The 14,001-nt window shown below is 63.1% G+C and carries 15 protein-coding genes; 9 read left to right on the forward strand and 6 right to left on the reverse strand.

Features of this window, described 5'->3' with window-relative positions:
- Nucleotides 1–63: 63 nt before the first annotated feature.
- Nucleotides 64–528 carry a CHRD domain-containing protein gene (locus tag J7E82_RS16595; RefSeq protein ID WP_214864597.1) on the reverse strand — a complete coding sequence of 155 codons (465 nt, stop codon included), beginning with the start codon at nt 526–528 and terminating at the stop codon, nt 64–66.
- Nucleotides 529–774: 246 nt separating this feature from the next.
- Between J7E82_RS16595 and J7E82_RS16600 the strand changes: the two genes are divergently transcribed.
- The 9 genes from J7E82_RS16600 to J7E82_RS16640 all read left to right on the forward strand — a co-directional run bounded on the left by J7E82_RS16600 (nt 775) and on the right by J7E82_RS16640 (nt 9,363).
- Nucleotides 775–1,704 (forward strand): ABC transporter ATP-binding protein, encoded by a 930-nt coding sequence (locus J7E82_RS16600; protein WP_214864701.1) that lies wholly within the window; start codon nt 775–777, stop codon nt 1,702–1,704.
- A gap of 1 nt (nt 1,705) precedes the next feature.
- Nucleotides 1,706–2,566 carry an ABC transporter permease gene (locus tag J7E82_RS16605; protein ID WP_214864703.1) on the forward strand — a complete coding sequence of 287 codons (861 nt, stop codon included), beginning with the start codon at nt 1,706–1,708 and terminating at the stop codon, nt 2,564–2,566.
- Nucleotides 2,567–2,613: 47 nt separating this feature from the next.
- Entirely contained in the window at nt 2,614–3,447 is an 834-nt protein-coding gene (locus J7E82_RS16610; protein ID WP_214864599.1) for an ABC transporter permease, read from the forward strand.
- 266 nt (nt 3,448–3,713) lie between these two features.
- Nucleotides 3,714–4,940 carry an IS110 family transposase gene (locus J7E82_RS16615; protein ID WP_374223632.1) on the forward strand — a complete coding sequence of 409 codons (1,227 nt, stop codon included), beginning with the start codon at nt 3,714–3,716 and terminating at the stop codon, nt 4,938–4,940.
- Between the two features lie 186 nt (nt 4,941–5,126).
- The gene (locus tag J7E82_RS16620) at nt 5,127–5,696 is read left to right on the forward strand and encodes a hypothetical protein (RefSeq protein ID WP_214864601.1); all 570 of its coding nucleotides are present in this window, start codon (nt 5,127–5,129) and stop codon (nt 5,694–5,696) included.
- A 10-nt stretch (nt 5,697–5,706) separates the two neighbouring features.
- A complete protein-coding gene (locus tag J7E82_RS16625) occupies nt 5,707–6,540 on the forward strand; it encodes an exodeoxyribonuclease III (protein WP_214864603.1) in 834 nt (277 codons plus the stop codon).
- A gap of 19 nt (nt 6,541–6,559) precedes the next feature.
- Nucleotides 6,560–7,657, forward strand: coding sequence for a tryptophan--tRNA ligase (trpS, locus tag J7E82_RS16630; protein ID WP_214864605.1), 1,098 nt, complete (start codon nt 6,560–6,562; stop codon nt 7,655–7,657).
- A gap of 4 nt (nt 7,658–7,661) precedes the next feature.
- Entirely contained in the window at nt 7,662–8,345 is a 684-nt protein-coding gene (locus J7E82_RS16635; protein ID WP_214864607.1) for a 2'-5' RNA ligase family protein, read from the forward strand.
- Nucleotides 8,272–9,363, forward strand: coding sequence for a YihY/virulence factor BrkB family protein (locus J7E82_RS16640; protein WP_214864609.1), 1,092 nt, complete (start codon nt 8,272–8,274; stop codon nt 9,361–9,363). Before J7E82_RS16635 ends, J7E82_RS16640 begins: the two co-directional genes overlap by 74 nt.
- Here J7E82_RS16640 and J7E82_RS16645 read toward each other — a convergent pair.
- The 5 genes from J7E82_RS16645 to sdhC form a co-directional block, all read right to left on the reverse strand.
- A complete protein-coding gene (locus tag J7E82_RS16645; RefSeq protein ID WP_214864611.1) occupies nt 9,360–10,130 on the reverse strand; it encodes a carboxylesterase in 771 nt (256 codons plus the stop codon). The two genes, J7E82_RS16640 and J7E82_RS16645, sit on opposite strands and share 4 nt — an antisense overlap.
- 154 nt (nt 10,131–10,284) lie before the next feature.
- On the reverse strand, nt 10,285–11,067 hold the full coding sequence (locus J7E82_RS16650) for a succinate dehydrogenase iron-sulfur subunit (protein WP_214864612.1): 783 nt from the start codon (nt 11,065–11,067) through the stop codon (nt 10,285–10,287).
- Nucleotides 11,067–12,866: a succinate dehydrogenase flavoprotein subunit gene (gene sdhA, locus J7E82_RS16655; RefSeq protein WP_214864614.1), complete on the reverse strand. Its 1,800-nt coding sequence runs from the start codon at nt 12,864–12,866 to the stop codon at nt 11,067–11,069. Before sdhA ends, J7E82_RS16650 begins: the two co-directional genes overlap by 1 nt.
- Before the next feature lie 96 nt (nt 12,867–12,962).
- Nucleotides 12,963–13,424 carry a succinate dehydrogenase hydrophobic membrane anchor subunit gene (locus tag J7E82_RS16660; protein ID WP_214864616.1) on the reverse strand — a complete coding sequence of 154 codons (462 nt, stop codon included), beginning with the start codon at nt 13,422–13,424 and terminating at the stop codon, nt 12,963–12,965.
- A 3-nt stretch (nt 13,425–13,427) separates the two neighbouring features.
- Entirely contained in the window at nt 13,428–13,808 is a 381-nt protein-coding gene (sdhC, locus tag J7E82_RS16665; protein ID WP_214864618.1) for a succinate dehydrogenase, cytochrome b556 subunit, read from the reverse strand.
- Nucleotides 13,809–14,001: the final 193 nt, after the last annotated feature.

Raw genomic sequence — 14,001 nt, forward strand, 5'->3', positions numbered from 1 at the left:
ATTAGTTGTCGCTATGAGCCCTCATAACGACAACAACTGCGAGTCAGTTGGGAGGTCCTCCAGTTACTTCAGCTGGCCCCGGACCTCGCCTCCCAGGAAGGTGGGTGTGTGCACGTTGACGTAGTAGTTCCTGGGGTTGCTGGAGATGGCGTCAAGATCAGCCTGTGAGAGATCTCCCTCGCCCGCCTTGATGCAATCTTCGACGGTCCAGCTGGTACCGGCGCGGGTATCTAGGGTCACCTCAATGCGGCCGGCCTCGCGCCTCAGGCCTATATGGATATGTGCGCCAGTGGCCGAGCCGGAAAGGTTGCTCACGGAGAGCGTGTAGCAGAGCTCATCATCGTCGATGGTGTAGCTGAAGAATCCATGGGCCCCGGTATTCGAGCCAGTAACCTCCTGCCCGACGTTCAGGGGAATGGCTGGAACCCCGCCCGGAGCGGCTGCGGCGGATCCGGCGCTGGTTGCCAGAAGGGCTGCTGCCCCTAGTGTTGCGAAACTGCGGATTCTGGCGCGGCTCGTGATGTTCATGATTGGTCCTTCCATGGGAAAACCCGGATCTGACACACCCAGCTGATTTCAACCTACGCCGCAGGCTTATACGGCACAACCGCTCGCCAGCGCCGCTTTGCCCGCCTCATTCATGAGGCTGCAGGTACCGAATGAAATGTTTCATTTAATAGCCTGCGCCCTCTGTCGCAGCCGGCTTTGCTGCACTAGTCTTCTGGAGTGCACGATGAAGCAACCCGGTCCGCCCACGCCACAGCCAGCATCCCGATGAAGCCCGACGTCGTCATCGCTGCCCACAAACTGACCAAGAAATACGGCGACCTGGCCGCCGTCGACGGTATCTCCTTTGAAGTAAGTGCGGGGGAGTCCTTCGGCCTGCTTGGCCCCAACGGGGCTGGAAAGTCCACCACGATGAAGATGATCGGCGGTGTGTCCCAGCGGACGTCGGGGCAGCTGAGCATCATGGGGCTCGACCCCGAGAGCCATGGTCCGGAAGTTCGGGCCCACCTTGGCGTGGTGCCTCAGCAGGACAACCTGGACGAAGAACTGAAGGTCCGCGAAAACCTGCTCGTGTACGGCCGCTACTTCGGACTGCCGCTGAGCTACCTCAGGCCCAAGGCCGACGAGCTCCTCGAATTCGCGCAACTGACAGAGAAGGCGAAGTCAAGGGTGGACGATCTGTCCGGCGGCATGAAGCGCCGGTTGACCATTGCCCGCTCGCTCATCAATGAACCACGCATCCTGCTGCTGGACGAGCCGACCACGGGCCTGGATCCGCAGGCGCGGCACATTCTCTGGGACCGCCTGTTCCGCCTCAAGGAGCAGGGAGTAACCCTCATCCTCACCACGCACTACATGGACGAGGCGGAACAGCTCTGCGACCGCCTCATCGTGGTGGACAAGGGCCGGATCATGGCCGAGGGGTCGCCGTCGAGCCTGATCCGGGAGCACTCCACGCGAGAGGTGCTGGAATTGCGGTTCGGTTCCGAGCGCAACACCAGGATCGGCGCGGAACTCCAGGGCATCGGCGAACGCCTGGAAACCCTTCCGGACAGGGTGCTCATTTATGCCGACGACGGCGAGGCGGCCCTGGAGCAGGTTACCGCCCGGGGCCTGCACCCCCTGACATCGCTCGTGCGCCGATCGTCACTGGAGGATGTCTTCCTGCGGCTGACCGGACGGAGCCTCGTTGACTGAGCTGCATAGTGAACGGGATGCACCACTGACTGGGACGACGGCAGGGCGGGCACACGCTCCTGGGACCTCAGCTGCAAAGGCACGCCGTTGGGGGTCTTTCTACTACGCGGAGCACGTCTTGAGGGTATTCCGCGGCTACGCCATGTCCATCTTGTTGTACAGCGTGGGCATGCCGGTGGCCTACCTCTTTGCGATGGGAGTGGGACTGGCAACGCTCGTGGACGCCAATCAGGCGGCTGCTTTTGGCGGAGTCAGCTACCTGGCCTTCATTGCGCCTGCCCTGTTGGTTTCCGCGGCTGTCATGACATCATCCGGGGAGTTCTCCTACCCTGTCATGGCAGGCTTCAAATGGCGCCGCACGTACTACGGGCCACACGCCTCCCCCCTTGTTCCCCAGCAAATCGCTGTGGGACACATCATGGCCGTTACGCTGCGGTTGCTGTTCCAGTCGGCAGCCTATTTGGGCATTATGGCCCTGTTCGGGGCCTCGCCCAGCCCTTGGGGTTGGGTTTCCATCCCGGTGGCAACCCTCTCGGGCCTCGCCTTCGGACTGCCGCTCATGGCCTACTCCGCGAGCCTCAAGCAGGACAAGGGGCAGTTCGCCCTGGTCCAGCGTTTCATCGTCACCCCGTTGTTCCTGTTCTCCGGCACCTTCTTTCCGCTGGACACGCTTCCCCTCGCTGTCCGCTGGATCGGCTGGATTTCCCCGGTGTGGCACGGGACGGAACTCGGCCGGGTCTTTAGCTATGGCTATGACGAGGATCCGCTGCTGACCATCGGGCATGTGGTGTTCCTGCTGGCCTGCGCAGGCGTTGGCTGGACCCTGACCCAGCGCTGCTTCGTGCGAAGGATGGGGACATGAGCAGGACCGGCCAATGAGCAGGATCGGCCAATGAGGGGGATCGGAGCATGAGCGTCATGGCAGAGGGCCACGAGGCTACCGAAGCGGCACGCGCCCGGAAGTTCGGTTCGTTGTACTCCCGGAACGCCTCAGCAGTGGTATCCCGAGGCCTGATGGCGACCAGGAGCAGCAACTGGCTGGTGATGGCTTCGGGATTCCTTGAGCCGGTGCTGTTCCTGGTGTCCATGGGGGTTGGCCTGGGTTCGATTGTGGGCCCGGTCCAAGGACCATCGGGGCAGGAGATCAGTTACGCCGCGTACATCGCACCGGCGCTCCTGGCAGTATCCGCCATGAACGGCGCCATCTATGACTCCACATGGAACGTCTTCTTCAAAATGAACTTCGCCAAGCTCTACCAGGGGATGCTCTACACCTCCCTGGGGCCCCTTGATGTTGCCATGGGGGAGATCTTCCTGGCCCTCCTCCGCGGACTTCTCTACGCCACGGGCTTCACGGCGGTCATGGGAATGATGGGCCTGCTCACCACGCCCTGGGCGCTACTCATGATGCCGGCGTCAGTCCTGATCGCCTTTGGCTTCGCAAGCTTTGGCATGGGCGTCACGAGCTTCATGAAGACGTTCCAGCAGATGGACTGGGTGAATTTCTTCCTGCTCCCTATGTTCCTGTTCAGCGCCACCTTCTACCCCCTGAGCGTGTACCCGGAGCCCATCCAGTGGCTGGTCCAGGCAATGCCGCTCTGGCACGGAGTGGAACTGCTGCGGCAAATCAGCGTAGGCAGCTTTGGCCCGGCCACCGTCGTGCACATCGGCTACTACCTGGTGATGATCCTGGTCGGCATCCTGCTGACCACGGGAAGGCTCAGGGCCCTCTTCCTCAAATAGGCCCGCTTCCTCATGTAGCGCACGCACTGTCACCCCGTTACCTTTCTTATGGCCCCTAAACGAGCAAGAATCGGGGTTGCTGGCCTGTCGGCCCCGGCATGATCTTTTCCCCCAGTCGATCATGATCCGGGGGGTGTTGTCACCGAGGTCCGATAGGCGCCAGGGGATCGCTAATGGGGACCAGACCAGCCGCAGACTTGCCGCGGGAGGCCGGCCGTAACGTGGATGCCGAACTCTGGAGCCGCAGGACACGCCAGCGCTGTTGGATCAGACCGGACTTCTGGAGGTTATGCGTGATCAGGGACCACGAATCCGTCGATGTCTTCATCGGCGTCGACGTCGGCAAGACCAACCACCACGCGGTGGGCCTGGACCGGAACGGCAGGAAACTGCTCGACAAGGCCCTGCCCCAGGACGAGGCGAAACTGCGGGCGATCATCGACAGTCTCACAAAGCACGGAACCCTGCTGCTGGTCGTGGACCAGCCCGCCACCATCGGCGCGCTGCCGGTCGCCGTCGCTCAGAGCGCAGGCATCCTGGTCGGCTACCTGCCGGGCCTGGCCATGCGCCGCATCGCGGACCTGCACCCGGGCGAGGCGAAGACGGACGCCCGAGACGCTTACATAATCGCTGAAGCAGCCCGGACCATGCCGCATACCCTGCGTTCCATCGCCGTGGCCGATGAGCAGGCCGCGGAACTGTCGATGCTCTGCGGTTTTGATGACGACCTCTCCAAGCAGGCCACGGCAGCCTCGAACCGGATCCGCGGACTCCTCACCCAGATCCACCCCGCCCTGGAACGGGCCATCGGCCCGCACCTGGACCACCCCGTGATGGCCGAGCTGCTGCGGAAATACCCGGCCCCGGAGGCCCTGCGCAGAGCCGGCCAGAACAGGGTCAGCGCGTTCATGATCAAGTCGGCGCCGCGGGCAGGCAAGCGCTGGGCCGAAGAGATCTTCGCGGCCCTGGACCAGCAGAGCGTGGTGGTTGCCGGCACCGGCGCCGCCGGCATCGTCCTGCCCCAACTCGCCGCGCAGCTGGCCCAGCTGCGCGCTTCCCGTGCCGAGGTCTTCACGCAGGTGGAGAAACTCGTGGAGGCCCACCCTCTTCATCAGCTCCTGACGTCCCTACCGGCGGTCGGCGTCAGGACGGCAGCCCGGATCATCACCGAGGTGGTCGGTAAGGACTTCAAGACCGCCGGGCACCTGGGCTCCTACTCCGGGCTCGCGCCCGTGACGTGGCGCTCCGGCACCTCCATCCGCGGCGACCACTCCTCGAGGAAGGGCAACAAGATCCTCAAACGGGCGTTCTTCCTCTCCGCGTTCGCGGCACTGAAAGACCCGGTCTCGCGGGAGTACTACGACCGCAAACGGGCCGAGGGCAAACGGCACAACCAGGCGCTGATCGCCCTGGCCAGACGCCGCTGTGACGTCCTGTTCGCAATGCTGCGCGACGGAGTGCTATACGAGGCACCCCAAATCAAAGCGGCCTGACAAGACCGCACATCAGCCGTCGTCCTCCGGGACGTCGGCCACTACTCTGCGCCCAAAAACCTCGCCAAACGGCGGCAGAGAAAAGCTGCTCCCACAGCTTGACAAAGAACATAGGGACACCCCCCTGCTGTTCGCCCCCGGTGGAAGGGGGCTATTCCAGTCCAGCAGGTTTGCGACAATTGGCATATGCAATCTCTCGGTGGTCCCCGCCCGTCCGCATCGTCTCCCGGCTCCAAAGGTCCCCTGAAGGGCTTCCGCATTGGCGGGCTTGGGATGACCGTGGTGATCATCGCCTTCCTCGTGGCGGTCATCTTCGCGGCCAACCAGAACGACGTCGTGGGCTGGGTTGTCGCCGTCGTCTCCTTCGGCTGGCTGGCCCTGGCCACCTTCGTGGTGCTCAGCATCCAGAGGGCGGCAAGGCGGGCCGGGGCGAAACTGGCCGAGGCGCAGGATGCCTTCAACGCCGCAACCGGCCGGGCGCCGTCGTCGTCCAGCGCCGACCACGGCGGCACCAGGGTCGTAACCCAGCGTAATGCCGCCGACGGGGTTCGGGACCTCAAGCTGGACCATTCCTTCAAGATCGTGCAGGTCCAGGCCCGCGTTGTGGAAGAGGAACGCGCCAAGGGGGCGGCCGCCAACCAGGACACGATCGATCGCGCACTGGAAACCATTGCCATTACAGCCACCAACGCCCGCGACATGCTCAAGTCCTCCGGCGCCGGGGACGAGCCGGTCAGCGGCACCATCATCGACTAGAGTGGACCGGGTGAGCTTGGCATTGAACAAGGATTTCCTCCGCATCGCATCGGTCAACGTCAATGGCCTCCGTGCCGCCTACAAGAAGGGCATGGGGGAGTGGCTGGAACCCCGCGATGTGGACATCCTCTGCATGCAGGAAGTCCGGGCCCCTGACGACGTCGTCCGGCAGCTCATCGGCGAAGGCTGGTTTATCCTCCATGCCGAGGCGGAGGCCAAGGGCCGCGCCGGCGTGGCTATCGCGTCCCGGAAGGAGCCCGTGGCTACCCGTGTGGGAATCGGAGATGACTACTTCGCCACGGCCGGCCGTTGGACCGAGGCCGACTTTCTGGTCAAGAATGCCTCGGGAGAAGATGCCACCCTCACCGTAGTGAGCGCGTATGTCCACTCCGGTGAGGCAGATACGCCCAAGCAGGTGGACAAGTACCGCTTCCTTGACGTGATGCTCAAGCGGCTTCCGGAACTCGCCAAACATAGTGACCACGCGCTGGTGGTAGGCGACCTCAACGTCGGCCACACTGAGCTGGACATCAGGAACTGGAAGGGCAACACCAAGCGCGCGGGCTTCCTTCCGGACGAGCGTGCCTATTTTGACCGTTTCTTCGGCGAAGAGATCGGATGGAGGGATGTCCACAGGGGCCTGGCGGGAAATGTCGATGGCCCCTACACCTGGTGGTCCCAGCGCGGAAAAGCCTTTGACACGGACACTGGCTGGCGTATTGACTACCACATGGCAACGCCTGCGCTCGCTGCGGCCGCTTTCTCGGCCGTTGTTGACCGGGCGGCGTCATGGGATACCCGTTTCTCCGACCATGCACCGCTGGTAGTCGACTACCGGCTCTAGGCCCCCGAAAGTCTATTTCATGACCCTCCCCTCCACGACAGAAGCCGACGCCGCGACCCTCATGCAGAACGCACCGGATTCCCGCCCCGCCCCCGGGACCAAACAGCGTGTGCTCTCCGGTATGCAGCCCTCCGCCGACTCCTTGCACCTGGGCAACTACCTTGGTGCGCTGGTGAACTGGGTCCGCATGCAGGAGGAGTACGACGCCGTCTTCTTCATCCCGGACCTGCATGCCATCACTGTTCCGCAGGACCCGGCAGAACTGGCGCATCGCACCCGCGTTACGGCGGCCCAGTACATCGCAGGCGGTGTTGATGTGGACAAGTGCACTCTCTTCGTCCAGTCCCAGGTTCCGGAACACGCCCAGCTTGCCTGGGTGCTGAACTGCATTACCGGCTTCGGCGAGGCCTCGCGCATGACGCAGTTCAAGGACAAGTCGCTGCGGCACGGCTCGGACCAAGCCAGTGTGGGGCTGTTTACGTACCCGATCCTGCAGGCCGCAGACATCCTCCTCTACCAGCCGCAGGGCGTACCCGTGGGCGAGGACCAGCGCCAGCACGTCGAACTCAGCCGCGACCTGGCCATCCGCTTCAACAGCCGCTTCGGTGAGACGTTCACGGTGCCCGAGCCCTTCATCCAGAAGGAATCGGCCAAGATCTACGATCTCCAGAACCCTGTCGGCAAGATGTCCAAGTCGGCGGAATCGCCGAACGGCCTGATCAACCTGCTGGACGATCCCAAAATCACTGCCAAGCGCATCAAGTCTGCGGTGACCGACGCCGAGACCGAGATCCGCTTCGACCGGGAAAACAAGCCCGGCGTGTCGAACCTGCTGACCATCTACTCCGGAATCTCCGGCCTGCCGGTCGAAAAGATCGTCGCCGACTATGAAGGCAAGATGTACGGCCACCTCAAGGTGGATCTGGCTGAACTGGTCACCGAGCATCTGGCGCCCATCAGGGAACGCGCCCATGAGTTCCTGGCCGATCCCGCCGAACTGGACAAACTGCTGGCCCACGGTGCCGACAAGGCACGCGAAATCGCTTCCGCCACACTGCGGGATGTGTATGCCAGGGTGGGCTTCCTGCCTTACGCGGGAACCCAGGGAAGCCTCTAAACGGATGTGTGTAACAGGCAAGCTCGGCATCCTGGCCGGTTCCGCTACCGCGGAAACCGGCCCTGATGTGGATGCCCGCCTGGCTGCCCGTAACGTCAGTGAGTGCGGGGCAGGCGACAGCATCTGCATCGGCGTCATCCTTGGTTTCCCGCCAAGGGTTGCCAGGGAGCTGCAGCAGTGGCGCGCCTCTTTCGGGGACCCCATGGCCGGGATCATTCCGGCCCACATCACCCTCATCACCACCACTCCCACGCGGGATTGGGAAGCCACCAGGGATCACGTGCGGGATATCGCCCGACGACAGAGCCCCTTCACGATCACCATTTCGGGAACCGGATCATTCCGCCCGGTGTCGCCGGTGGTGTTCCTCAACGTGGAAGAGGGCTATGGCGAATGCGTGAAGCTGCATGAACAGCTCCAGACCGGTCCCCTCGAGCGGGACCTTCCCTTTCCGTATCATCCCCACGTGACCGTGGCCCACGATGTTTCCCCCGAAAGCCTCGACGCGGCCGAGATCGCGCTCAGTGACTACAGCGCCACGTTCCCCGTGGTTAGCATGGGACTCTACGAGCACGACAGCAACGGCATCTGGCAGCTACGGGAAGAGCTCGATTTTGGCAGCGATACTGACGAGGAACGCGAAACGCAAGGGACAGCAGCCGGACGCAGCTCCGCCGCTTCCGACTGACCTGGCCAAGCTGAAGCTCCAGGTCATCCACCGCAAGGTCGAATGGGGCAAGGCCAGGAGGTCCGGGGAAAGCCAGCCAGCGAAGGCAATGGCCCTGCTCCAGCTGTTCCTCGCCAGGCTGACTGCCCTGCGGCCAGTGAGGGTGGTGCAGCATTACAACCTGCAGCACGGCCCGCTCATGAGTGCCGGCATCGGCTTCAACATGTTCTTCTCCATCACCGGTCTGCTCACTACCGGCTTCGCCGTCGCGGGCCTGGTGCTGAGCGGCCAGCCGCTCCTGGTCGACTCGGTGATTGCCAATGTTTCGGCCAGCGCCCCGGGATTGTTGAAGGTCGACGGCGGAGAGGGCCTGGTGGACCCGAACGACCTGCTGAATCCTGAGGGCCTCGGCCTTACGGCCATCATTGCCGCGGCTGTCACCGTTTTCACATCGCTGCGCTGGATCGACAGCGTGAGAGCCGGACTGCGCGGCGTCGTGGGCCTGCCCCCGCTGAAGCGAAACCCCGTCCTGCTGAAGCTGTTCGACGCCGGAACCCTCCTCCTGCTCGGCGTGGCGCTTGTGCTGAGCGCAGGCGTGTCCCTGGTCTTCGGCACGGCAGCCAGATGGTTCATAGACCTGCTTGCGGTGGACCCCCGGGTGGCCGATCCGTTCCTGTGGCTAATGAAGACCACCGTTCCGCTGCTGTTGAACTGGACGACCGCGGTTATCATGTTCCGGCTGGCCGGGGGCCTTGAGCTCCGCCGCCAGGCGTTCCTCGAGGGAACCATCCTCGCCGGCATCGGCACAACAGTCCTGCAGATCTTCAGCACGGAACTTCTGGCCCACGCCGGTCGGAACCCGCTCCTGGCCTCGTTCGCCGTCATCATTGGCCTGCTGATCTGGTTCAACCTTGTCAGCCAGGTCTACCTCATGTCCGCTTCCTGGGCGGCCATCAGGGAAGGGGACCGGAAGTCCGAAGGGCACCCGCGCAAGCCGACGCTGGGCTCCCGGCACCAGCCGCCGCGCCAGCTCTCTTAGCCGGCCGCGTCGAGGTACTGGTCCGCCCAGGCGGAGATGATCTTCGCTACCCGCGCTGCCTGGCCCTTGGCGGTGAGCAGGTGGTCGCTGCCTTCCAGGGACACAAAACTGCGGGGATGCCTTGCTGTCTGGAAGATGGTGCTGGCGTTTTCGATTCCCACAGTGTTGTCGGTGGGGGAGTGGAGCACCAGGAGCGGCTTGTGCAGCGTCCTGATGCAGTCGCTGAGGTCTGCGTTCTGGAGGTCTTCAACGAAATGCCGGCGTATTTCCACGCGCTTGCCGCCCAGGTCCACCTCGGCGCTGCCTTCGCTCAGGATTTTGTCCATGGCCGAATCGAAGACGTGCTCCACATGCTTGGGCGAGAAGGGCGCTCCGACCGTAGCGACGGCATCGAGTTCGGGAATGTCGCGGGCCGCAGCGAGCACGGCAGCGCCGCCAAAGGAATGTCCTACCAGCAGCGAGATCGGTTTTCCCATGGAGCGCATGAATTCGGCGGCGCGAACGGTATCTGCGACCTTGTGGCTGAACGATCCTTTGGACCATTCGCCGCCGGAGCCGCCAAGTCCCACGTTATCGAAGCGCAGCATGCCCACCCCGGCGTCCGCCAGCCCCTTACAGATGCGCGAGGCGGCCGGACTGTCCTTGCCCAGGGTAAAGCCATGGGAGAACACTCCCCAGCCTCGGACCGGGCCTTCGGGAACGTCAAGGATTCCGGAAAGGATTTCTCCAGTGGTTCCTTCGAAGGTGACCTTTTCGGAGTGGTGCATCTTTTCCGCCTTTCAGTAGGGGTTCTGAAACGACGACGACGGCGCCGTCCCCCAACATTCCCTACCCTCGCAAGCTCGGGCAGGGGACCCTATGTAGGTGGGCCCTGTTGGGGAAGCGGCGCCGTCGTCGTACTTCCTGCTAAAGCCTGCGATCCTAGATCTTGCGGGCCAGGATTGCCTGCTTGACCTCGGCGATGGCCTGGGTGACCTGGATGCCACGGGGGCAGGCCTCCGAGCAGTTGAAGGTGGTGCGGCAACGCCACACGCCTTCCTTGTCGTTGAGGATCTCCAGGCGCATGTCTCCGGCGTCGTCGCGGGAGTCGAAGATGAAGCGGTGGGCGTTCACGATCGCCGCCGGGCCGAAGTACTGGCCGTCCGTCCAGAACACCGGGCAGGACGAGGTGCACGCGGCACACAGGATGCACTTGGTGGTGTCGTCGAAGCGCTCACGGTCCTCGATGGACTGCAGGCGTTCCTTAGTGGGCTCGTGGCCCTTGTTGATCAGGAACGGCATAACCTCTCGGAAGGACTGGAAGAACGGTTCCATGTCCACGATGAGGTCCTTTTCGACCGGCAGGCCCTTGATGGGCTCGACGGTGATGGGCTTGGAGGTGTCCAGGTCCTTCAGCAGGGTCTTGCAGGCCAGGCGGTTGCGGCCGTTGATGCGCATGGCATCGGATCCGCAGATACCGTGTGCGCAGGAGCGGCGGAAGGAGACGGAACCGTCAATCTCCCACTTGACCTTGTGCAGGGCATCCAGGACACGGTCAGTGCCGTACATGGTGAGTTTGTAGTCGTCCCAGCGTGCCTCTTCGGAGACCTCGGGATCGTACCGGCGGACACGGAGGGTGATGTGGAAGGTGGGGATTTCCCCGTCCCCGGCCACGCTCGCGGGAAGCTCGACCTTGGAGGCGGGCTCAGCCATTTCGGTAGTCATTAGTACTTACGCTCCATTGGCTCGTAACGGGTAAAGACAACGGGCTTGGTTTCAAGACGGATGCCCGCAACAGCTTCCGCAGACAATTCGGCCGTTACCGAGGAATCCCTGTAAGCCATGGAGTGCTTCATGAATTTTTCGTCATCGCGGTCGGGGAAGTCCTCGCGGTAGTGTCCACCGCGCGACTCTTCACGGTGCAGTGCACCGACGGTCATGACCTTCGCCATGTCAAGGAGGAAGCCCAGTTCCACAGCTTCGAGGAGATCCAGGTTGAAGCGCTTGCCCTTGTCCTGGACCACCACGTTCTTGTAGCGCTCCTCGAAGGAAGCGATGTCCTTCAGGACCTTCTCCAGGGACTCCTTGGTGCGGAATACCTGCATGTTGGCGTCCATGGTGTCCTGCAGTTCCTTGCGGATCTGTGCAACGCGCTCAGTGCCCGTACCGTTCAGCAGGTTGTCCAGCAGGCCCCGGGTCTCCAGTTCCGGGTTTTCCGGGAGCTCCACGAAGTTCGCCGTCTTGGAGTATTCGGCGGCGGCAATGCCGGCCCGCTTGCCGAACACATTGATGTCCAGGAGGGAGTTTGTGCCGAGGCGATTCGAACCGTGGACGGATACGCAGGCCACCTCACCGGCGGCGAACAGGCCCGGAACCACGGTGTCGTTGTCCTGCAGGACCTCGGTGGAGATGTTGGTGGGGATGCCGCCCATGGCGTAGTGCGCCGTCGGGAACACGGGCACCGGATCGGTGAACGGCTCCACGCCGAGGTAGGTACGGGCGAACTCCGTGATGTCCGGCAGCTTGGCCTCGATGTGTGCCGGCTCAAGGTGCGTCAGGTCAAGGAGGACGTAGTCCTTGTTCGGACCGCAGCCGCGGCCTTCACGGACTTCGTTGGCCATGGCACGGGCAACAATGTCACGGGGTGCAAGGTCCTTGATGGTGGGGGCGTAGCGCTCCATGAAGCGCTCACCTTCGGAGTTACGAAGGATGGCACCTTCACCACGCGCACCCTCGGTCAGGAGGATGCCGAGGCCGGCGAGGCCGGTCGGGTGGAACTGGAAGAATTCCATGTCCTCCAGCGGGATGCCGCGGCGGAACGCGATGCCCATGCCGTCGCCGGTCAAGGTGTGGGCGTTGGACGTGGTCTTGAAGACCTTGCCGGCGCCGCCCGAGGCGAACACTACGGACTTGGCCTGGAAGACGTGCAGCTCACCCGAGGCGAGGTCGTAGGACACGACGCCGGCAACGCGCTTCTGCTTGTACGCCGTGCCGTCTTCGCGGACTGCGTCTTCTTCGACGATCAGCAGGTCCAGGACGTAGTACTCGTTGTAGAACTCGACGTTGTGCTTAACGCAGTTTTGGTAGAGCGTCTGCAGGATCATGTGGCCGGTACGGTCGGCTGCGTAGCAGGCGCGGCGTACGGGCGCCTTGCCGTGGTCACGGGTGTGGCCGCCGAAACGGCGCTGGTCGATCCGGCCCTCGGGCGTGCGGTTGAACGGCAGGCCCATCTTCTCGAGGTCCAGCACGGCGTCGATTGCTTCCTTCGCCATGACCTCTGCGGCGTCCTGGTCAACCAGATAGTCGCCACCCTTGATGGTGTCGAAAGTGTGCCATTCCCAGTTGTCTTCTTCGACGTTGGCAAGGGCCGCACACATGCCGCCCTGGGCCGCCCCTGTGTGGGACCGGGTGGGGTAGAGCTTGGTCAATACCGCTGTTCGTGCGCGCTGGCCGGATTCGATGGCTGCGCGCATGCCCGCGCCACCGGCGCCGACGATCACGACGTCGTACTTATGGACCTGCATACCGGATGCTCTTTCTCTCTAATTCAGATGGTCGGCGGAGCTGACTCCGCTAAATTGAGCACTGCAGGAGCTACTCCTGCGGTGCCGCGGTAGCCGCTACGGCGCGGGGCAGAAGCCGCCCGGCAGCTGGACGCCGTCGACGACGGGGCAGGGGTTGAACGTGAAGATCACCAGGGTGCCCAGAATGATGATGACGGCGGTTGCCGCGTAGAGGACCATCTTGAGCCAGAAGCGGGTGGAGTCCTTCTCGGCGTAGTCGTTAATGATGGTGCGGACACCGTTGGTGCCGTGCAGCATGGCCAGCCACAGCATGGCCAGGTCCCAGAACTGCCAGAACGGATCGGCCCACTTGCCGGCAACAAAACCGAAGTCGATGGCGTGGATGCCCTCGCCGACGAGCAGGTTGACGAACAGGTGGCCGAAGATCAGCACCACCAGCGCGATGCCGGAGAGCCGCATGAACAGCCATGCGAGCATTTCAAAGTTACCGCGGCTGCTGCCGGTGCGGTTGTACCTGGGCAAAACCTTGCCCGAACGCGGGGCCTGAATCGTACTCATGGCTTAGTGGCCTCCCAGTGCGAGGGACAGGTGACGGATTGAGAACGCCACCATCGTGACGAGCCATAGTGCCAGCACGATCCACAGCATCTGGCGGTGGTACTTGGCGCCCTTCTTCCAGAAGTCGACGGCGATGATGCGCAGGCCGTTGAAGGCGTGGAAGACGATTGCTGCGACGAGGCCCGTTTCTCCGAGGGCCATAATCGGGTTCTTGTAAGCGCCGATGACGGCGGTATAGGCCTCAGGGGACACGCGCACCAGTGAGGTGTCCAGCACATGGACCAACAAGAAGAAAAAGATCACTACACCGGTAATACGATGTCCAACCCAGGACCACATGCCTTCACGGCCGCGATACAAGGTACCAGCTGGTTTTGTCGGCACTGAATAAACCTTCCTGCAACACAGCGGCGCTGGCACGGGATCCATGCGGGGGGAACGCCTGCTGCGAGAGCACTCGTAGCTCAGGCCTAAATCTAGGCTTCGCTCACAGCTTATTCAATTTAGGACGGCCTTGTCGGCCTTGATTTACGGCCGGATATCCCGTATTTCCGGCATTTCAGGAGGTAGATGAGAC

The sequence above is a fragment of the Arthrobacter sp. ISL-30 genome, assembly GCF_018613855.1.
In the GTDB taxonomy this organism is placed as follows: Bacteria; Actinomycetota; Actinomycetes; order Actinomycetales; family Micrococcaceae; genus Arthrobacter.